General features: G+C 66.0%; 18 protein-coding genes. 7 read left to right on the forward strand and 11 right to left on the reverse strand.

Annotation, left to right across the window (positions count from 1 at the left end; all coding sequences use genetic code 11):
- Window positions 1–48 precede the first annotated feature (48 nt).
- Entirely contained in the window at window positions 49–267 is a 219-nt protein-coding gene (locus AWB66_RS09705) for a hypothetical protein (RefSeq protein ID WP_087630084.1), read from the forward strand.
- Window positions 268–288: 21 nt separating this feature from the next.
- Here the strand turns inward: AWB66_RS09705 and AWB66_RS09710 are convergent, their stop codons facing one another.
- The 4 genes from AWB66_RS09710 to AWB66_RS09725 are packed head-to-tail and all read right to left on the reverse strand — an operon-like array spanning window position 289 to window position 4792.
- On the reverse strand, window positions 289–1251 hold the full coding sequence (locus AWB66_RS09710; protein WP_087630085.1) for an amidohydrolase family protein: 963 nt from the start codon (window positions 1249–1251) through the stop codon (window positions 289–291).
- Window positions 1251–2252 (reverse strand): 4-hydroxythreonine-4-phosphate dehydrogenase PdxA, encoded by a 1002-nt coding sequence (locus tag AWB66_RS09715; protein ID WP_087630257.1) that lies wholly within the window; start codon window positions 2250–2252, stop codon window positions 1251–1253. Before AWB66_RS09715 ends, AWB66_RS09710 begins: the two co-directional genes overlap by 1 nt.
- 24 nt (window positions 2253–2276) lie before the next feature.
- Window positions 2277–3578, reverse strand: a complete 1302-nt coding sequence (locus AWB66_RS09720) for an MFS transporter (protein WP_087630086.1) — start codon at window positions 3576–3578, stop codon at window positions 2277–2279.
- 38 nt (window positions 3579–3616) lie between these two features.
- Window positions 3617–4792 carry an L-rhamnonate dehydratase gene (locus tag AWB66_RS09725; RefSeq protein WP_087630087.1) on the reverse strand — a complete coding sequence of 392 codons (1176 nt, stop codon included), beginning with the start codon at window positions 4790–4792 and terminating at the stop codon, window positions 3617–3619.
- A gap of 138 nt (window positions 4793–4930) precedes the next feature.
- Between AWB66_RS09725 and AWB66_RS09730 the strand changes: the two genes are divergently transcribed.
- Window positions 4931–5854 (forward strand): LysR family transcriptional regulator, encoded by a 924-nt coding sequence (locus AWB66_RS09730; RefSeq protein ID WP_087630088.1) that lies wholly within the window; start codon window positions 4931–4933, stop codon window positions 5852–5854.
- A 5-nt stretch (window positions 5855–5859) separates the two neighbouring features.
- On the opposite strand, the gene AWB66_RS09735 is transcribed toward AWB66_RS09730, so the two are convergent.
- A complete protein-coding gene (locus tag AWB66_RS09735) occupies window positions 5860–7170 on the reverse strand; it encodes an MFS transporter (RefSeq protein ID WP_143328351.1) in 1311 nt (436 codons plus the stop codon).
- Between the two features lie 325 nt (window positions 7171–7495).
- Between AWB66_RS09735 and AWB66_RS09740 the strand changes: the two genes are divergently transcribed.
- Complete coding sequence (locus AWB66_RS09740; RefSeq protein ID WP_087630090.1) at window positions 7496–8617, forward strand: branched-chain amino acid ABC transporter substrate-binding protein; 1122 nt, start codon at window positions 7496–7498, stop codon at window positions 8615–8617.
- Between the two features lie 10 nt (window positions 8618–8627).
- Complete coding sequence (gene lhpH / locus AWB66_RS09745) at window positions 8628–9635, forward strand: trans-3-hydroxy-L-proline dehydratase (protein ID WP_087630091.1); 1008 nt, start codon at window positions 8628–8630, stop codon at window positions 9633–9635.
- Between the two features lie 24 nt (window positions 9636–9659).
- Here the strand turns inward: lhpH and AWB66_RS09750 are convergent, their stop codons facing one another.
- Window positions 9660–10640, reverse strand: coding sequence for a substrate-binding domain-containing protein (locus AWB66_RS09750; protein ID WP_087630092.1), 981 nt, complete (start codon window positions 10638–10640; stop codon window positions 9660–9662).
- A gap of 270 nt (window positions 10641–10910) precedes the next feature.
- Between AWB66_RS09750 and AWB66_RS09755 the strand changes: the two genes are divergently transcribed.
- Complete coding sequence (locus AWB66_RS09755) at window positions 10911–12626, forward strand: methanol/ethanol family PQQ-dependent dehydrogenase (RefSeq protein WP_087630093.1); 1716 nt, start codon at window positions 10911–10913, stop codon at window positions 12624–12626.
- A gap of 68 nt (window positions 12627–12694) precedes the next feature.
- On the forward strand, window positions 12695–13873 hold the full coding sequence (locus AWB66_RS09760; protein ID WP_087630094.1) for a c-type cytochrome: 1179 nt from the start codon (window positions 12695–12697) through the stop codon (window positions 13871–13873).
- Window positions 13874–13922: 49 nt separating this feature from the next.
- Here AWB66_RS09760 and pqqA read toward each other — a convergent pair whose 3' ends face one another.
- Entirely contained in the window at window positions 13923–13997 is a 75-nt protein-coding gene (pqqA, locus tag AWB66_RS09765; RefSeq protein WP_087630258.1) for a pyrroloquinoline quinone precursor peptide PqqA, read from the reverse strand.
- A 183-nt stretch (window positions 13998–14180) separates the two neighbouring features.
- A complete protein-coding gene (locus AWB66_RS09770) occupies window positions 14181–16133 on the reverse strand; it encodes a sigma-54-dependent Fis family transcriptional regulator (RefSeq protein WP_087630095.1) in 1953 nt (650 codons plus the stop codon).
- A 442-nt stretch (window positions 16134–16575) separates the two neighbouring features.
- Here AWB66_RS09770 and AWB66_RS09775 point away from each other — a divergent pair, with 442 nt between their 5' ends.
- Entirely contained in the window at window positions 16576–17631 is a 1056-nt protein-coding gene (locus AWB66_RS09775) for a transglutaminase domain-containing protein (RefSeq protein ID WP_087630096.1), read from the forward strand.
- Window positions 17632–17647: 16 nt separating this feature from the next.
- Here the strand turns inward: AWB66_RS09775 and AWB66_RS09780 are convergent, their stop codons facing one another.
- The 3 genes from AWB66_RS09780 to AWB66_RS09790 all read right to left on the reverse strand — a co-directional run bounded on the left by AWB66_RS09780 (window position 17648) and on the right by AWB66_RS09790 (window position 20467).
- Window positions 17648–18268, reverse strand: a complete 621-nt coding sequence (locus AWB66_RS09780) for a LysE family translocator (protein WP_087630097.1) — start codon at window positions 18266–18268, stop codon at window positions 17648–17650.
- Between the two features lie 39 nt (window positions 18269–18307).
- Window positions 18308–19018, reverse strand: a complete 711-nt coding sequence (locus tag AWB66_RS09785; protein ID WP_087630098.1) for a YceH family protein — start codon at window positions 19016–19018, stop codon at window positions 18308–18310.
- 93 nt (window positions 19019–19111) lie between these two features.
- Window positions 19112–20467 carry an NYN domain-containing protein gene (locus tag AWB66_RS09790; RefSeq protein WP_200818963.1) on the reverse strand — a complete coding sequence of 452 codons (1356 nt, stop codon included), beginning with the start codon at window positions 20465–20467 and terminating at the stop codon, window positions 19112–19114.
- Window positions 20468–20640: the final 173 nt, after the last annotated feature.

The following is a 20640-nucleotide window of genomic DNA, read 5'->3' on the forward strand; positions in this document are numbered from 1 at the left end:
GATCGACCACTCACCGGACGACGCTCGCCGTCGAGCCGCGACTCCAAGATGAAACCGCCTTCCACCGACGAACGGACGCGCCGCCGCCCGTCCACCGTCACGATCAACGTGCTGACCGCGCTTATCGGCCTCGTGACGCTGGGTGCCGGAATCGGCTGGCTGGTCTATAAGTGGATCGTCGACATGGAAGTGCCCTATTTCGCGATCCCGCTCGTGATGACCGTGCCCGTGATCGTGGCCGCCGCGTTTCGCAACTACTGGGATTAGCGGGCCGCTATAGGCGACGCGTCAAATCCGGTACAACGCCACGGCGTTGTCGTGAAAGAGTGCGAGTCGCTCTTTCGGCGCGAGATCCGCGACCATCGACTTGAAGCCGCTCCACAGATCGCCGAGCGACACCACCACGCTATCCACCGGAAAGTTGCTCGCGAACATCGCGCGCTGCCAGCCGAAGATGCGCAACGCATCGCGCACGACCGGGCCGTTGCGCTCGACGCTCCATCGCACGCCCGGCTCGCCCAGCCCCGACACTTTCAGCCACACGTTCGGACACGCAGCGAGCGTTTCGAGCGCGGCGCGCCAGCCGTGCAACCCCGCTTCGCTGCGGTCGGCGGGCAATCCCGTGTGGTTCACGATGATCGCGACATCGGGGAAATCGCGCGCCAGCTCCGCCGCTTCGCCGAAGTGCCACCAGGGCGCCTGCAACTCGAACATCAGACCGCTTTGCGCCAGCAACGCATAACCGCGACGCCAGCGTTCACAGCGCATCGAACCGGCGGCGGCGAACGTCGGCGTGTGCTCGCCGAGCGGCACCGTCTTCGGCTTGTGGCGCACGCTGCGCACGAGCGGCATCGACGCGAATTCGCGGAGCACAGGTTCGACATCGGCGCGATCGAGCCACACCTGTCCGACGATCGCGTTCGGCAAGCCGCAACGCGCATTCAGCGCCGACGCCCAGCGTGCTTCGCCGAGCGGATCGCGCGGGTCCCACTCGCCTTCCATCATCACCGTCTTCACGACGCGATGACCTTCGGTTCGCGCGAAATAGTCGTCGGGCAGGAAGTCGCGGCAGATCGACTCGTAGTCGCCGTAGCGAAACGGAATGCGCGGACGGTCGCACAGCCACGGATGGTAGTTGTGCTGCAAGTCCCAGAAATGATGATGCGCATCGACGATGGGCAAGTGCGCGTCGTCGCCCGTCGCGAGGAAGCGTTCACGGAGCGCGCCGATGTCGGCTTCTTGCGTGTGCATTAGCGCATCCGGTCGAGCGCCATCTGCGTCGCGATGTCGAAGGCCTTTTGCGTCGCGCCGACGTCCGCGCGGCCCGCGCCGTGGATGTCGAACGCGGTGCCGTGCGCGGGCGTCGCGATCGGCACCGGCAGTCCGCCGTGCACGGTCACGCCGCGCCAGAAGCCCATCAGCTTCATCGCGATCTGGCCTTGGTCGTGGTACATCGTGACGACGCCGTCGAACGCCTTCTGATCGCGGGCGCGCACGAAAATGGTGTCGGCGGGAAACGGGCCTTGCGCGTCGTAACCGAGCTTCTTCGCCTCTTCGACGGCCGGCGCGATCACGTCGATTTCCTCGCGGCCGAACGCGCCGTTGTCGCCGTTATGCGGATTGAAACCGCACACGGCGATGCGCGGCGTCGCGTTGCCCGCGCGCTTCAGGCCGTCATGAATCAGCCGCACCGCGCCGATGATGCGCGCGGGCGTCAGCCTTGCGCTTACGTCCTTCAACGCGATATGCGAGGTCACGCGCGAGGTCCACAGTTCGTCGAGCACGTTGAACTCGCAGAAGGCGCCGTCGTAGCGAAGCTGGCGCGCGAACCATTCCATCTCGTCGCCGGTTTCCATGCCCGCCATGTGCAGAGACGTCTTGTTGACGGGCGCGAAGAGCATCGCCTGCGTCTCGTTCGCCTGCGTGAGCGCAAGCGCTTGCTTGAACGCTTCGAGGCTGTAGCGCCCGCCGCGCTCCGTCGAGATGCCGCGCTCGTAAGGCGCGTCGTCGGGCAGGCGGAAGTCGATGAGCGACGGCACATCGGTATTCGTGGCCGCGGACTTCGCATCGTCGACGAGCGTGTAGTCGAAGCGTTGCCCTGCGATCTCCATGCCCTTCTCAAGCTCGCGCCGGTCGCCGATGACGAGCAGATCGGCGCGCGCGCGGTTCTCCGGTTTCGCGACGAGACGCGCGATCAGTTCGGGGCCGATTCCGGCCGGATCGCCGAGCAGGACAGCAATGCGAGGTTTCATCGTGTTCACCTTGTATTCGTGCTTTCAGTGTGTGCGGCGCAGATCGATGGCGATCGAGCCGAAAATATAGACGAGCGCGCAGGCGCTGTAGAACTGCAGCACGGCGTCGAACGATCCCGTGCGCTGCAGGATGAAGCCGGTGATGAGCGGTATCGAAATCCCGCCGATGCTGCCGAAGCAGTTCATCAGCGCACCGAGCAGCCCGACGCGGCGCGGACTGGCGAGCAGCGACGGCAAGCTCCAGTAGAGGCTGCCCCACATCAGGAAGAACGCGGCCGCGCAAAGCACCGCGACCGCCACGACCGCCGACGTGATCGACGGCAGCAACCAGAAGACCGCGAGCGTCGTGAGCCCCGAGACCGTGACCATGCCCTTCACCACCTTGCCGCGCGAAAGTCCGCGCGCGCAGAGCGCATCGCAGAGGAAGCCGCCCGCGAGCGAACCCAGCGCGCCCGACAAAAAGATGAAGAACGTCGACGTGCCGATCTGCTGGAGGCTCAAGCCGCGCGCTTGCGTCAGATAGCTCGGTCCCCACGTGAGCAGGCCGAAGAAGATCATCGCCCAGCTCATGCGGCCGATGCACATCGCGACCGCCGAGCGCTTCGGGAATGCCGGCTCATTGTCGGCGGCGAATGCGGCGCTCGCAAGCGGCGGCGCACCATCGCGGATATGGTCCAGCTCGGCGGCGTTCACGCCCGGGTGTTTCGCCGGATCGTCGCGCAGATAGCGCCACGCGAGCCAGCCGCACGCAATCGTGACGAGACCCGCCGCGATGAACGCCATGCGCCACGAGCCGAACACGAGGATCAGGTTCGAGATCGCGAGTCCGCCGATGGCCGCGCCGAGCGGCGAGCCGGCGTCCATCAGCACGGCGCCGCGCGCGCGTTCGTGACGCGAGAGCCAGAGCGCGTTGAGCTTGCTGCCCGCGGGAAAGAGCGGGGCTTCCGCGCCGCCGAGGCCCACGCGCATGAGCAGCATCGAGAGACCGCCGGTTGCCGCGCCGAGCAGCGTCTGGAACACGCCCCACAGGATCGTCGCGCCCGCGATCACGCGCCGCGGACCGTACCGGTCGATCAGCCAGCCGCCCGGAATCTGCAAGAGCGCGTACGACCAGAAGAAGCTCGACAGGATCAGGCCCTGCATCGTCGGCGAGAGCGCGAACTCCTTGGCGATGGTGGGCATCGCGATCGACAGCGAGATGCGGTCGACGAGGTTCACGAGCGTGATGAGAAACACCACGCCGAAGATGCGCCAGCGCACGCTGGTCGCGTGGTCGGCGTGAGAAGCGTCGTGCGGCGCGGCGCGGGCGTCGGCGGGGGTTTGCATGGCTGTCTCCGATATCGGTTTTGTAATGGCCTTGCGTGTTACTCGATGATGTCGAAATCGGCGAGATGCTTGTTGCTCAAGCTGATGCCGAGTCCGGGCATCTCATCGGAAAGCTGGAGGAAGCCGTTCTCCGGCTGCGGCTCGCCTTCGAAAATGTAGTAGAACAACTCGTTGCCCACTTCGACGTCGAACACCGGGAAGAACTCGGACATCGGGCTCGCGGTGGTCGACATCGTGAGGTGATAGTTGTGCATCTGGCCCGCGTGCGGGATCACGGGCACCGACCATGCCTCCGCCATCGCATTGATCTTGCGCGCCGCCGTGATGCCGCCGACACGGTTGGTGTCGTACTGGATCACGTCCACCGCGCGGCGTTCGAGCAGGTCCTTGAAGCCATAGCTCGTGTATTCGTGCTCGCCGCCCGACACCGGGATGATGTTCATCTTCTTCAGTTCCTGATAACCCTCGACGTCGTCTCCGATCACCGGCTCCTCGATCCAGCGCGGATTGAACTCGGCAAGTCGCGGCAGCATGCGGCGCGCGTATTCGAGCGTCCAGCCCATGTAGCACTCGAGCATGATGTCGATGTCGTCGCCCGCAAGCTCGCGCAAGAGACGCACCTGTTCGAGGTTCTTTGCCATGCCCTTCGGACCGTCCTTCGGGCCATAGCCGAAACGCATCTTCATCGCGGTGAAGCCCTGGTCGAGATAGCCCTGTGCTTCGGACAGGAACGCGTCGCGGTCGTCGTTGTTGTAGAGCTTCGATGCATAGCACCAGATCTTTTCTTTCGTGCGCCCGCCGAGCAGCTTGAACACCGGCTTCTTCGCGGCCTTGCCCATGATGTCCCACAGCGCGATGTCGACCGCCGAGATCGCCGCCATGCCGATTCCCTTGCGGCCCCACGCGAGCGTGCGGCGGTACATCTTCTGCCAGATGTATTCGTTGTCGAACGGGTCTTCGCCGATCGCAATCGGGGCGAGATATTCATCGACGATCTGCTTGGCGATACGCGGCGCAAGCGCGCAGTTGCCGATGCCGATCGTGCCGTCGTCGCACTCCACCTCGACGACGAGCCAGCCATGAAAGCGGAACGAGCCCATCGCGTCGCCGCGTTCGTACAGGATGTCCACGGCGTTCGTGCAGAAGTGCGCCTGCGGCGGCACGACCTTGCCTTTCCATTCGAAGACGCGCGTGCGGATGTGCTTGATTTTCATGGCGGGTGGATCTCCGTGATGTTGTCGGTGGCCCGGCGTTCGTCCGGCGCCGTTTTCAGTGATGCTAGTGTGCGAAACTATGCGATAACTGACCACTGAATAATTCGAATCGGCCTATTTCCTGGAGTTATCGCTCGCATGATCGCGCCCGCCTCGACCATCAAGAAACGCCTGCGCCTGCGCCATCTTCAGTTGATGGTCGCGCTCTCGGAAACGGAATCGCTCAGAAGCGCCGCCGACGACCTGGCGATGACGCAGCCCGCCGCAACCAAGGCGCTGAAGGAACTGGAGGATACGGTGGGCGTGTCGCTCTTCGTGCGGCACGCGCGCGGCATGGAAGCGACCATCTACGGCGAGGCGGTGATGCGCTATGCGCGCGTGGTGTTCGAGGATCTCGAAGAGTTGCGCGAGGAGCTTGCCGCCATCGAAGCGGGCGACATCGGCAAGGTGCGCATCGGCGCGGTGATGGCGCCCGCGCCGGACCTACTCACGCGCGTGATCGTCACGTTGAAGGAGGCGCATCCGCGCCTGCAGATCACGGTGCAGATCGACACCAGCGACGTGCTCGTGCAGGCGTTGCAGCAGGATCAGCTGGATATCGTGGTGGGGCGGATTCCGTATGGCTATCCCGCGCTCGATTTGAGCTTCGAGACGCTCTCGGAAGAAGCGCTGTCGATCGTCGCGCGGCCGGAGCATCCTGTCGCGCATGCGCCCGCGAAACCGAAACTCGCGGAACTGGCGGCTTATCCGTGGATCGTGCAGCCGCATCCGAGCCCGATGCGGCAGGTGATCGACCAGACGTTTCGCGAGTCGCGCGTCGCGCCGCCGGTGAGCACGGTGGAGACGTCGTCGATCCTCACGACGCTTTCGCTTCTGCGCGATTCCGACATGCTCGCCGTCCTGCCGAGTTCCGTCGCGCAATACTACGCGGCGCTCAATACGATCGCGACGCTGCCCACGCCGCTGCGCGGGCGCCTCGCGCCATACGGGCTGATCCTGCGCAAGAACCGCCGCATCAGGCCGGCGACGCAACTCGTGATCGACGCGATACGCGCCGCGTGACAGCCTCAGTGGCCGACCCGTTCGGCCAGTTCGAGATCGCGCGTGACGCCCGTCGAGCCGATGCCCGGCTCCAGCGCGATGTCGGGCCGCATGAAGAACGTCATCACGATGCCGACGGCGAGCAGCCCGAGCGATCCGGCGAACGGCAGCGTCCAGCTTCCGGTGTGATCGACGACGAAGCCGAACACGATGGGCGAGAAGATGCCCGCTACCGCCGACCCCGCGTTGACGAGTCCGCTCGCGATGCCGACGTGCTTCGGCGTGATGTCCATCGGCACGGCCCAGATCGGCCCGATGGTCATCTCGAGAAAAAAGAACGAGAGGCTCATCGACGCGGCCATGATCGGCAGCGACTTCACGAACATGACCGGCGCGAGGAAGACGAGCGCGCCGAGAAACGCAACGATGATCATGTTGCGCCGCGCCGCGACGACGTTGCCGGTGCGCTTCAGGATGCGGTCGCTCAGCACGCCGCCCGCCGTGTTGCCGACCACGCCCGAGAGGAACACGCCCGCCGAAAAGAGCGCCGAACTCTTCAGATCGAGGCCGCGTCCGTGCATGAAGAACGTCGGCAGCCAGGTGAAGAAGAGCCAGCCGGTCCAGCCGTAGCAGAAGTACACGATCATCGTCGGCCCGATGCGCTTGATGAGTCGGCCCCAGGGCGTCGGCTCGCGCGTCTTCTCGATCACAACCTTGCCCGCCGGCGGCAGTTCGGCTTCTTCCTCGGCCGTCATGTGACGATGCTTGCGCGGGTTGTCGGCGAAATACCAGGCGTAGACGACCACCCAGATCGCGGTCAGCACGCCGACGAGAATGAACGACGCGCGCCACGAAGCAAACGCGACGATCAGCGCGATGAGCGGCGGCGTCACCGCATTGCCGAGGCGCGAGAACGAGTGCGTGAGGCCCTGCACGAAGCCGCGCTTGCTCGCGGGATACCAGTTCGTCAGCGCGCGCGCCTGCGCCGGCAGCGCCGCGCCCTCGCCCACACCGAGCAGCATCCGCGCGCAGAAGAGCGACACGACGCCGCCGGCGAACCCCGTCGCGACCGTCGCGACGATCCAGATGGAGGCGCAAATGGTCAGCGTGGTCTTCGCGCCGAAGCGGTCGCTGACCCAGCCGCCGATCACCTGGCAGATCGCGTAGGTGTACGCGAACGCGGCGAACACGAGGCCGACGTCGGTGTTGGTCAGATGCAGATCGTCGCGGATAATGCCGGCCGCCGCCGACAGGTTCACGCGATCCAGATACATGATGAACGACATCGCGCACATGATCGCGAGTATCGAGCGGGTGACTCTTGGTCGATGGAACATGTCTCCTCCGGTTGCGCTTGGCTGCGCTTCTTCGATGTCCTCGCGTGTCCTCTGCATGCAGCGAGCGTGCTGCGAAGGACCGCGTGGAGGCCAAGTCTCGGCAATTCAGCGATATCCGTCCACTGAATTTACGTAATGCGTCGATATCCTGCGGTTATCGCTCGTGCGGCCGCCGGGTGCGGCCGCGTAGTGCGGCCATATCGGGCTAATGCTCATGCCGCGCGAGCGCGTTCGTCGTATATTCGCTGTCGGGCATGCCGGGTTCTGCCGCCGTGCGCGTGCGCTTTGCCGGTTATCCGCTGGTCCAAAAAAACAGGAGACGTCGATGAACAAGGCACTTCAGGGATTACTGGCCGTCGCGGCGGCGTCCGCGTGCGTGCAGATCCAGGCGCAGGAAGTCGTAACGATCGGCCATTCCGCGCCGCTGACCGGCCCGCAGGCGGTCAACGGCAAGGACAACGAGAACGGCGCGCGCATGGCGATCGACGATCTCAACAAGCGCGGCGTGACCGTCGCGGGCAAGAAGGTCACGTTCAAGCTCGACTCCGAAGACGACCAGGCCGACCCGAAGATCGGCGTGCAGATCGCGCAGAAGCTCGCGGACAGCGGCATCGTCGCCGTGGTCGGGCCGTACAACTCGGGCGTGGCGATTCCCGCGTCGCGGGTCTACAACACGGCGGGCATTCCGATGCTGCCGGTCGCTTCCAACCCCGCGCTGACGAAGCAGGGGTTCAAGAACATCTTCCGCATCGGCGCGAGCGACGAACAGCTCGGCGGCACGATGGCCGAATTCGCCGTGAAGACGCTCAAGGCGAAGACCGCCGCCATCATCGACGACCGCACGGCTTACGGACAAGGCGTCGCGGAAGAGTTCGCGCGGGTCGCGAAGGCGCAGGGCCTGCAGATTGTCGATAACCAGTACACCAGTTCCAGCGCCACGGACTTCCTCGGCATCCTGACCACGATCAAGTCGAAGAACCCGGACGTGATCTTCTTCGGCGGCTACGCGTCCCAGGGCGCGCCGATGGCGAAGCAGATGCGCCAGCGCGGCATTCGCGCGAAGCTGCTCGGCGGCGATGGCATCTGCTCGGCGGACATGGGCAAGGTGGCGGGCGCGGATGCGTCGATCGTGTACTGCGCGCAGGGCGGCACATCGCTCGACAAGACCCCGGCGGGCAGCGACTTCCTGAAGCGCTACAAGGACACGTATCACACCGACACGCAGGTGTACGCAGTCAGCTACTACGACGGCGTGATGCTGCTCGCCGATGCAATGGTCAAGGCGGGCACGACGACCGACAAGGCGAAGCTGATCGCCCAATTGGCGAAGTCGGATTACAAGGGCATCGCGGGCACGTATTCATTCGACGCGAAGGGCGACCTGATCGGCGCGCCGACGACCGTGTATACGATCAAGAACGGCTTGCCCGCGCCTTACACACAATGATGGAGAACGCATGAAGATCACGAAGGCGATAAGCACAGTGGAAGTGCATACGGGCGGCGAGGCGTTTCGCATCGTCACGAGCGGACTGCCGCGGATGCAGGGCAAGACCATCGTCGCGCGTCGCGCATGGCTCAAGGAACACGCCGACCACATCCGTCGCGCGCTGATGTTCGAGCCGCGCGGTCACGCCGACATGTACGGCGGCTACCTGACCGAACCCGTGAGCGAAGGCGCGGACTTCGGCGTGATCTTCGTGCACAACGAAGGCTACAGCGACCATTGCGGACACGGCGTGATCGGGCTCGCGACCGCCGCCGTCGAACTGGGCTGGATCGAACGCACGTCGCCGGAAACGCGCGTCGGGATCGACGCGCCGTGCGGCTTCATCGAAGCGTTCGTCCAGTGGGACGGCGAACACGCGGGCAACGTGCGCTTCGTCAACGTGCCGTCGTTCATCTGGCAGCGCGACGTGACGGTCGATACGCCGAGCTTCGGCAAAGTGACCGGCGACATCGCGTTCGGCGGCGCGTTCTATTTCTACGCGGACGGCGCGCCGTTCGATCTGCCGGTGCGCGAATCCGCGGTCGTTCGGCTCATCGCGTTCGGCGCGGAGGTGAAGGCGGCGGCGAACGCGGCGTTCAAGGTCGTGCATCCGGAGATCCCCGAGCTGAACCACGTCTACGGGACGATCATCGCGAACAGTCCGCGGCATGCGGGGTCCACGCAAGCTAACTGCTGCGTGTTCGCCGACCGCGAAGTCGACCGCTCGCCGACGGGCTCGGGCACGGCGGGCCGCGTCGCCCAGCTTTATTTGCGCGGACGGCTCGGCCGTGACGAGACGCTCGTCAACGAATCGGTGATCGGCACGGTGTTCAAGGGGCGCGTCCTGCGCGAGACGAAACTCGGCGAGTTCGACGCGGTGATTCCCGAAGTGGAAGGCAATGCGTACATCTGCGGCTTTGCGAACTGGATCATCGACGAGCGCGATCCGCTGACCTACGGTTTCCTCGTGCGTTAAGCCGCGCTCGCCTGACGTACGCCGTCACCCCAGCCGCGACGTCTGCACGCTTTCGTTCGTCACGAGTTGCACCGGCGTCTCGATGTACGGTGAAAGATCCCGCTGCTTCCTTCCTTCGACGAGCGCCTTCAACGCCACGTCGATGCCGAACACGGCCTGCCGCGCCGCGAACTGCTCGACGGTCGCGAGCACGCGGCCGTCCGCGAGCATCGGGCGAATCTGCCCGATGTTGTTATAGCCCGTCACGTACACGCGGCCGCTGCGTCCCAGCGCGCGCACGACGCCCGCCGCACCGATCGCGATGTTGTCGTTGGCGCACAGCAGCGCGCGAATGCCCGGATGCGCGTTCAGCATCGACGACGCGATCTCGCGGCCGCTCGACACGCTCCAGTCGCCCGACTGCACCGCGACGATCTTCACGCCGGCGGCATCCATCGCTTCCCTGAAGCCCGTCGTGCGCTCCTCGGCATTGCGGTCCGCCGCCACGCCTTCGATGACGCCCACTTCGTCGCGCGGCTTGAGCCGCTGCGCGAGATAGTGCCCGACGAGCCGCGCGCCCTTGCGGCTATCCGGTCCGACGAACGGAATCGACACCTGCGCGGCGTCTTCGGCCGCATCGTCGAACGGATTGTCGATCGCGATCACGACGATGCCCGCCGAAACCGCCTTCGCGGCCACCGGCACGAGCGCCTTCGAATCGACCGGCGCGATGACGATCGCCGCCGCCTTCGCGACGATCATCTCTTCGACGAGCCTGATCTGCCCGGCCGTATCGGTTTCCGTTGCGGTGCCGCTCGTCGTCAGGTCGAGTTGCGACGCGTAGTGCCGCTGGTAGTTCGTCGCACCTTCGATCATCGCGACGACGAAGGGATCGTCGACCGATTTCATCACGAGCGCAATGCCGAACTTGCGGTCTGCGACCGCATCGACACGCGCGGCCCGGCCAAGCCCGGCCGCCGCGAGCGCGGACGCGACAAGCATGCGGCGGCGAAGAATGCGTGTCATTTGAAGAGCCGTCGTGTCATGGCAGGCGATGACCGATTGTACCTTCGCATGCCTCGCCGTCAGACGCGATAAAACCCGCACTCGACTGCTTCTGCACGCAACACTTGGGCGTTGCGCGCTGTCCCGCTTTGCAACACCCGCACCAAGCGGCTTCTCGCGCTCACGACCGCGTGGCGGCCCTCTCCGCCAATGGCATACGACTTGCCTTGAGCCTTGTCGCAGCGCCCCACGATACCGCGCCGCGCCACAACGAATATCAAGGAGACAGGGATGAGAACGACTTCGATACCGAGGCTCACGGCACTCGCCGCGATCATGACGACGGCGCTCGCCGCCGCGTACGCATACGCCGCCGACGCGTATCCGCCCGTGACGTACGAGCGGCTCACGAACGCGCAGGAGGACCCGGGCTGGCTCACCTACTATCGCAACTACGGAGGCCAGTCGCACTCGCCGCTCAAGCAGATCGATACGTCGAACGTGAAGAAGCTGAAGCAGGTGTGGAGCTACAAGTTTCCGGCGGAGCTTCAGCAGGGCTTCGAAGCGACGCCGCTCGTGAACGGCCGCTATCTCTTCGTCACCACGCCGAAGGACAACGTCTACGCCTTCGATGCCGCGACCGGCAAGCCGCTCTGGAAGTACGAACCGAAGCTCGGCGCGGAATCGTTCAAGACCGCCTGCTGCGACGTGATCAACCGGGGCGTCGCGCTGTATGGAAAGAACGTCTATGTCGCGATGCTCTCCGGCGACGTCGCCGCGCTCGACGCGCAGACCGGCGCGCTCGTCTGGAAGAAGCAGATGTTCGAGCCGGGCATCGGCTATGCGTTCTCGCTTGCGCCGCTCGCGCTCGACGGCAAGCTGATCGTCGGCAGCGCGGGCGGCGAGTACGGCGCGCGCGGCTTCATCGCGGCGCTGAGCCCCGACGACGGCAACGTCCTCTGGAAGCGCTTCACGGTGCCCGCCGCCAACGAACAGCACGGCGATACCTGGCCGAAGGGCATGCAGGAGCACGGCGGCGCCCCCGCGTGGCTGACGGGCACCTACGACGCGGCATCGAAGACGCTCTACTGGGGCGTCGGCAATCCGGGCCCGTGGCTCGCCGACCTGCGTCCCGGCGACAACCTCTATTCCGACTCGCTGCTCGCCCTCGATCCGCAAAACGGCGACCTCAAGTGGCACTACCAGTACACGCGTCACGACACGTGGGACTACGACGGCGTGAACACGCCGGTGCTCGCGAAGATCACCTACGAGCAGAAGGACTACGACGCCATCGTCCACGCCGATCGCAACGGCTACTTCCACGCGATCGACCGCACGACCGGCAAGCTGATCTACGCGAAGCCGTTCGTCACGGCGACTTCGGTGAAGGGCTACACGGCCGACGGCAAGCCGATCCAGGACGACTCGAAATACCCGAAGGTCGGCACGACGATCGACACGTGTCCGAGTTTCCTCGGCGGCAAGAACTGGTGGTCGGTTTCCTACGATCCGCAGAAGCATCTCGCGTTCGTGCCTTCGCTGCATGCGTGCATGTCGCTGTCGGGCAAGTCGGTGAACTTCATGGAAGGTCTGCCGTATCTTGGCGAAGGCTTCGGGATCAAGCCGGAACCGGGCAGCAAGGGCTATGGCGAACTGCAAGCCATCGACGTGAACACCGGCAAGAAGGTCTGGAGCCACTGGACCAAGCTGCCGTGGAACGGCGGCGTCGCGACCACTGCGGGCGGTCTCGCGTTCAGCGGCTCGCTCGACGGCCATCTCTACGCCTTCGACGAAACGAACGGCAAGGTCCTCTGGCAAAGCCCGAAGCTCACCAGCGGGATCATCGCGCAGCCTTCCGTGTTCGAAGTCGACGGCCAGGAATACGTCGCGATCCTCACGGGCTACGGCGGCGCCAACCCGATCTGGGGCGGCCCGATGGCGAAGGCCGCCGAGAAGATTCCGCGCGGCGGCACGCTCTACGTGTTTGCGTTGCAGCACGGCTGATCGGGCGATGCCGCCCATCGCCGAGACGGGCGGCATCGCGAGTACCGAATTCCTGAAGGAACACTTCCATGAAGCATCATTCGATACAACTGGCCTGTGCGGCCATGGCCGCGACGCTCGCGGCGCTGCCGGCCTTTTCGCATGCGGGCGTGCGCGTCTGCACGTTTCCCGGCAGCCCTTCGACGGCGCTCGATCACAGCGTGGCGAAAGCGGTGTTCAAGACAGCGGGCCTCGACGTCTCCTTCGTGCGCGAAGCGATCGGCGAAGGCGACGACGACGGCGTGTCGCCGAAGGAGCTGCACAAGGTCCTCGCGAAGCATTGCGATGTGATCGCGGGCTTTCCGCGTTCCAGCGTCGCCGACGGTTCGGATAGCAAACTACGTTTCTCGGCGAGCTATCTGCGCTCGGGCTACGTGAGCGTCGGGCTGCGCGACAGGCGCGCGCAGTCCGACGCACCCGACATCGTCGCGGCGACTTATGCGAGCCCGGCGCAACTCATCGCCGTGCAGCAACGCGATGTCGAACTGGATCTGGAGAACACGTCGGAATCGACCGTCGATGCCGTCGCGAATGGCCGTGCGCGCCGTGCGATCGTCTGGTATCCGGCGCTCGTCGCTTATCGTGGCAAGCATCCGCAGACGCGATTTGTGACGGCATCCACGCGTTCCGCTTACGCCGACTGGTCGCTCGTGTTCGCGTTCGCGCCGGAAGCGGCGCCTTTGCAGAAGCGAATCGATCGCGCGATCGCGACGATGTCCGCCGATGGACGCCTCGCCACGCTCACGAAAGACTGGGCGCTCCCCGCCGACGAAAAGACCGCGCAGACGACGCCCGCGTATCTCGACGGCCCGTCACGCGGCGCCGCCGACGCGCATATCGTGCGCGTGGACGCGAGCACCACCGCCGATCCCGCGTTCAGTCAGGCGCAGGTCGCGCACGGCAAGACGCTCTACGCGAGTTCATGCGCCAAGTGTCACGGTCCCGACTTGCAGGGCATCACGGCGCCGGCGTTGCGCGGACCGTCGTTTGCGCCGGCGTCGGCGAAGGCGCATCCGATCGGCGCGATCTTCCAGTACATGGCGAGCAACATGCCGGCGGACAAGCCGGGCAAGATGCGCGATCAGGACTACGCGGACATCATGGCGTTCCTGCTGCATTCGAATGGCTACGGGGCAAGCACGGCCAAGCTCACCGCCGATGCCGCCCGCGCATCCACGACACCGCTCGCGGCGCGCACGGCGCAGTGAGGCGCGTAGCCTCGCTGCGTTCGCGCAGCGAGGCTACGTCCGGGGAAGATCAGCGATTAGCGATATACATCGTGATTTCGAAGCCGAATCGCAGGTCGGTGAAAGCGGGGGTGGTCCACGTCATGAGTATCTCCTTGGATGTTGCATGGGTTGGTGTGCGACCGGTCAATGTCGACGGTCGGTACAAGGCAGGCAAGCTTCGTGCCGTCGCGTGGTGCCCGGAGCCGCTCACCGCCGTGCGCCGCACAGTGTTCCAAAGCGCAACACCGTTGCTCCACGCTGGCACAGCGGAGCAACAGTTCGCGGCTCAGGAGTCGTCGGTCCGCGCGCCGAGCGCCACCCTGCGATAGATCGTATTGCGCGAGATGCCGAGCGAACGCGCCGCCGCCGATACGTTGCCGTTGTGCCGGGCAAGCGCCGCCGTAATCGCGGATGCGGTGAACGTATGCAGGTCGGCATCCGCATTGGGCGCGGCTGTCGTGCCGGGTGCCGCGCCCCGCTCGACGTCGTCGAAGAAATCGTCGGGCAGATGTTCGATGCGGATTTCGCCGTCGTCGTCCACCATCGCCGCCGCCGTGCGCAGCAGGTTGCCAAGCTGCCGGAAGTTGCCCGGCCAGCGGCATTGCTCGAAAAGCTGCATCACGTCGGGCGCGATCGACAGCGGCGCCGCGCAGCTCGCCTCCTGCTGAAGCATGCGCTGCACGACCGTGCGCAGATCCGAACGCTCGCGCAGCGGCGGCAGCTTCACGACAAGACCATTGAGCCGGTAATAGAGGTCTTCGCGAAACCGGCTTTCCGCGATCATCTCGCGCAGGTCGCGGTGCGTCGCGCAGACGATCGCGACATCGACCGGAATCGACTTCGCCGAGCCGAGCGGGTTCACGAGCCGCTCCTGCAATACCCGCAGCAGGCGCACCTGCAACGGATACGGCATGTCGCCGATCTCGTCGAGAAAAAGCGTGCCGCCGTTCGCCTGGAGGAGCTTGCCCGTCGCGCCCTTGCGGCGTGCGCCGGTGAACGCGCCTTCTTCGTAGCCGAAGAGTTCGGATTCGATCAGCGTCTCGGGGATCGACGCGCAATTCACCGCGACGAACGGCCCCGACGAGCGCGGCGAATCGTGATGGATGGCCTGCGCGAGCAGTTCCTTGCCGGTGCCCGTTTCGCCGGTGATCAGGATCGGGATGTCGCGATCGATCACCTTGCGCACCTTGCCGATCACCGCCGCGACGCGCGCATCGCCGGTATCGAGGCGCGCGAGTCCGCCGCCCGTCGACGCGCGCGGCGCGGGCGCTTCGCGCTCGCGTTCGCGCTCGCGTTCGCGTTCGCGTTCGTAAGGCCGGCTCGAGGGACGCTCGCTGGCGGTCACCGTCTCCCGGCGATGCTCGACCTTCGCGCTCACGACGATGCCATCGGGCAAGCACAGCGGAATCGGCTGGCCGCGGCTGCCGTTCACGCGGTCGATCAGTTGCGAAGCCGTCAGCCCGAACAGCGACGACAAGGTATGCGCCCGCAGCGCCGCGAGCGGCAAGCCGAACTGGAACTGCGCGCTGCGATTCGCGGACAGAAAGCGTCCGTCGCGCGTGAACGCGGCCATGCCTTCCATCAGCGTGCCGAGAAACTCGCGGCGGCCATGAAACCCGATCCTCAGGGTTTCTCCGAAAGTGCTCGCGAACAGATGGTTTTCGATCATCTGCACCGACATCTTCGCGAGCGCCATCGTGTGCTGGTGATAGCTGCGATGGTCGCCGGTCACGTCGAGCACGCCGATCAGATCGCCGTAAGGATCGAGGATCGGCACGCTCGAACAGGTGAGGAAACGATTCGCGGCGAGATAGTGCTGCTCGCCATGCACGACCATCGGACAGCGCTCGGCGATCGCGGTGCCGATCGCGTTCGTGCCCTGGCGGTCTTCGGCCCAGTTCGCGCCGGGGCGCAGTGCGACTTTTTCCGCGCGGCGCAGGAAGTCGTCATCGCCGGTGGAGTGCAGCACGAGGCCCTGCGCGTCGGTCAGCACGATCATGCTCTGCGTGTTGACGATCTGCTCCTGCAGCGTCGCCATCACGGGCAGCGCGTGCGCGCAGAGGACACGGTTTTGTTCCAGCTTCACGCGCAACTCCGCGACGGGCAGGACGTCGTAATCGGGCGCGCTCGAACTCTTCAGCCCGAACGCCTCGGACCGTTGATGCGAGGTGCAGATCGACGGCGCGAGCCAGGAGGTCTCGCCCAGCGCGGCAACGTGATGGCCGGCAGTGTTGTGCATCGTCTCCTCCTTATTCGATTTCGGTCTGGCGCCGAAATCATATGGCTGCAAACGAAGCAAGTTGCAGGCCATCGAGTGTGCTGCGAAGCGTGCTGGAGCGCAGACTGTCGGCCGAATCGGCCGAAGAATGCGGTCGTGAAGCGGTGCGCCTGGACCAGTGTAGCCCGCCGAAATCCATCGGGCGATTCGGGTTCGCCGCGTGTGGGCGCGGGCCCGACAGTCTGCGGGTGTGTGTTGTGTCACGAACACCACCGTTAGCTTGGCAAGCTTTGATTTTCGTCTAAAAATCAATGGTTTAACGCGATCCAGACAATTGGCATGTGATGTGCACTGTTTGCTGCGAGCCAGCGTTGCTTTCTGCGTCGATCGACTTCGGACAGCATCGGACGGCTTCGAAGGAACCGGGCGCATCGGCGTCCGGCGTCAATGCCGGGAGTTCCTCATGCTGCTCGCTCGACTGTTCCGCTGTGTGCTGCGCGTTCTGTTCGCCGTGGCGTTCTGCACGCCCGCCGAAGGCGGCGCCGCGGTCGTCGGCGGGCCGGGCGCGCGCCACGCAGGCACGACCGGCGCGCTCGAGGCCGGCATCGAACGGCTGCGCGGCGCGACGTGGTGGGAAGCGAATCGCAAGATCCGGCCGGAACTGGCGCAAGTCGGCGACCTGATGTTTCTGCTGCCGCTCGCCGACTCGAAGCTCCAGCCGTCGTCGGATGCGATCGGCCGCGTTCAGCGTCTGCGCGACGCGCTGCGCTCGCATCTGACCAAACAGCCCGCCGGGTGGAATCGCCTCGTCGCGCAAGTGCGCGCCCAGCGCGCGAAGGCAGGCGACGAATCCGCCGTTCTGCTCGCCGACGCGCTCGTCAACGAGGTCCGTTATCGCGACGGCACCGACGGCACCTACTATCCGCCGTCGCGCTTTTTTGCCGAGAGCGGCGTATGCAAGGATTTCGCGACGGCCAAATACCTGCTGCTGCGCGATGCCGGCTTCGAACTCGCGCGGCTTCGGCTCGTCTCGCTCGCGCCGCGCTACAACAACACGCCGGACGACTGGCACGTGATTCTGGTCGTGCAGATGAACGCGCCCGGCGAGCCGCTCGCGCTCGATTCGCCGACCGCTTCGCCGGCAAGGCGCGCGGGCGATGCACTCGACGCGTCGCATTCGACGGGGCCGTCCGCGCTGCTCGATGCGATTCTTGCGGGCCGCAAGCCCGCCGATGCGGTGTTGCGCGCGCCTTCGGGTCCGCTCGTCGCGGCGCTTGCCCGCTCGGGGCAGGCCGAACGGCCGCTTGCGACGGTCTTCAACGAAACCGGCAGCCGCTCGTTCGAACGCGACGCGCCCAGCCCGCTCCGGCGGACGTCGCCGGGCCGCGCGGTCAGCCCGATGTACGCGGATGAATTGGGCCAGCCGTGGCAAGTCGACGGCTCGGGAACGTTTCCGAAATGGCGCGTGGCGGCGAATGAAAGCGCATCGCCCGCGCTGCTGCGCGTCGCGGCGCGCTGAAGGAAACCGGGACGCGTCAGACCGAGCGCCGGATCTCCGCGATGCCGAACGCAGCCAGCGCCAGCCCGGCGACGCGGTCGATCATCCGCCGCAGCCGCGCGCCGAGCGCGTGACGCGCGCCCGACACCACGGCGACGAGAAAGCACCACCACGCAATCGATCCGAAGAACACGCCGAGCACGGTCGTCAGCGCGACGCCGGACGAGAACGGCCCGCGCGGCGCGAGCGTCGCGAAAAGCGCGGCGAACATGATGATCGTCTGCGGGTTGGTGAGCGTCAGCAGCAGCGAACTGGCGAACGCGCGCGCGGTGCCGGAGGCGTCGCCGTCGAGGGTGGCAGCGTCGGTGGCGGGCTTCTGCAACAGCGTGCGCAGGCCGAGGTACAGCAGGAAGAGCCCCGCGACGAGGTGCAGCGGCTTGTCGTAGGCGAGCATGAACTGCGACACGCTCACCATGCCGAGCGCGGCGACGAGCCCGTAGATCGCATCGCCGCTCGCGATGCCGATGCCGATCGCGAGCCCCGCGCGCGGGCCTTCGGTCAACGTGCGGCGGATGCACAGCATGCCCATCGGTCCGACGGGCGCGGCGACCGCGAGACCGACGCCCGCGGCGGTGAAAAAGAGTCCAGCGTTCGCCATGAAGGCTCCGGATGAGGATTGTCGTGGGACGCGCGACGCTCAGTCCGGGGACGGCGCGTCCTGGTCGGCGTCGATGCCGAGTTCGCGCGCCATCTTCGCGACAAGCGCCTCCAGCCGCTCGACTTTCGCCGCGAGATAGCGCTGCTCGGCCCTGAGCGCGTCGATTTCGGCGAGCGGCGCGGCGGCGTCATCGCTCACGGCGCGCTCGCGGGTCTCGTCGATGCTCGGTTCGCCGCACAGCAGATGCGCCCAGCGGCTTTCGCGCTCGCCCGGCACGCGCGACAGCTTGACGACATAGGGCGTCGCGCCGCCGGCGAGTTCGTCGAGAAAGCTTTCGACCGACGAGACATCGGCGAACGAATGCAGGCGCGTCGTGGCCGAGCGCAGTTCGGCGGGCGTCTGCGGACCGCGCAGCACGAGCGCGGTCAGGAGCGCGACCGCCTGGCTCGGCACGCGCAGCACGCGCTGCATGTTGTGCTCGAAGCGCGGCACGCGGCTGCTGCTGCCTTCCAGCACAAGGCTCAACCGCTTCAGGCCGTCGATGGCCGCGAGCACGTCCGACTCGCTCGCGTTCATCACCGGCGAGCGCGCGGTTTTCTGGTTGCAGCCGGACGTGAGCGAGTTGAGCGAGAGCGGATACGTGTCGGGGACGGTAAGCTGCTTTTCGACCAGCACGCCGACCACGCGCGCTTCGAGCGGCGTCAGCGGGCGGATTGCGCGGGGCGCGGAGGTGTCTGCGGTGGTGTTCATGATCGTTGGCGACTGGCGAGGGCTTGCAGCCCGAATAGGATAGCCGGGGCGTCCGGCGGCAGGTTCTCGACGACGGACGCGCGCGTTTGTCCGCTAACTCGCCGCCGCTGTCTTGCGCGGCCGGCGCGCTCGCGGTGCGGATTTACGCGCCGGTTTGCGGGCCGGCTTCGGCTGTTCGGTGGACGGCGTGTCGTCGGGATGATCGTGGAACGGGTCCGGCGAGGCGGCCGTCTCCGCGATGTCGGCGCCTGACGCCGCTTCTTCCGATGGGCGCGAATCCGCGTCCGCTCCCGGCCAGAAAGGCTGCGCGCTTTCGGGCGATGTCTGCGCGCCGCGCTTTTTCGTCGCCGTCTTGCGTCCGCGACGCGCCGCAGGCCTCGACGGCTGCTGTGCTTCGGCTCGCTCGGAGACTTCCGCCGGCTCGTCGGCGGCTTCTTGCGGGATTTGCACGTCGTGCTCGGGCGCCGCTTGCGGCACGAACGACTCGGCTTCTTCCGCCGCATACTGCGGCTCGACCGCCGCGCTTTCGACCGGAACCGGCGTTTCCTTCCGCCCGCCGCGCCCCTTGCGCCGGCCGCCGTTCTTCTCGCCCTTTTCGTTCCTGACGACGCCCGTCTCCTCGACGTTCGACACCGCCGGCTCCGCGACGGCCGCCGCGTTCGACCGGAACACGAACGCGCCCGATTTCTCGTCGCGCCCGACTTCCAGGAGCCCGCGCGCCTGGGCTTCGTCGAGCAGATTGCCGAACGCGCGGAACCCGAAGTACGACTCGCTGAAGTCCGGTTTGCGCCGCTTGATCGCGCTCTTGAGCACCGACGCCCAGATCTTCCCGCTCTCGCCGCGCTCGGACGACAGCGCGTCGAAGGTTTCGACCGCGAGCGCGATCGCCTGCGCCTTGCGCGCTTCCATGCTGTGCTTTTGCTGGCGGCCGTCGTCCGACGAGCGCTTGGCCCGCGCGCTCGCCTCGCTCGCCTCACGCTTCGCGATCGCGCGCTGCTGCTCGCGCACGAGATCGTCGTAGAAAATGAATTCGTCGCAATTCGCGACCAGCAGATCGGACGTCGAATTCTTCACGCCCACGCCGATCACCTTTTTCGCGTTCTCGCGCAGCTTCGAGACGAGCGGCGAAAAGTCGGAGTCGCCGCTGATGATGACGAACGTATCGACGTGCGACTTCGTGTAGCAAAGGTCGAGCGCATCGACGACGAGCCGGATGTCCGCCGAATTCTTGCCCGACTGGCGCACGTGCGGAATCTCGATCAGCTCGAAACTCGCCTCGTGCATCGACGCCTTGAAGCCCTTGTAGCGGTCCCAGTCGCAATACGCCTTCTTCACGACGATGCTGCCCTTGAGCAGCAGCCGCTCCAGCACCGGCACGATGTCGAACTTCTCGTACTTCGCGTCGCGCACGCCGAGCGCCACGTTTTCGAAGTCGCAAAACAGCGCCATGCTGACGCTTTCCTGAGTTAAAGCCATGTGTTCTCCCGCTGTTTTTCCGTTTTGTCGCCGAGTCGTCGATGTGCGATCCGAGGCTCAAGGCATCTTGAATTTGCGCACATGATAGCCCCTCGCGCTTGCGCGGCCGCGCGCGCGGCTTTCCGCCGTCGCGCCGAGGACGTGTA

Origin of the sequence: Caballeronia telluris (assembly GCF_001544495.1) — a bacterium.
GTDB lineage: Bacteria > Pseudomonadota > Gammaproteobacteria > Burkholderiales > Burkholderiaceae > Caballeronia > Caballeronia telluris.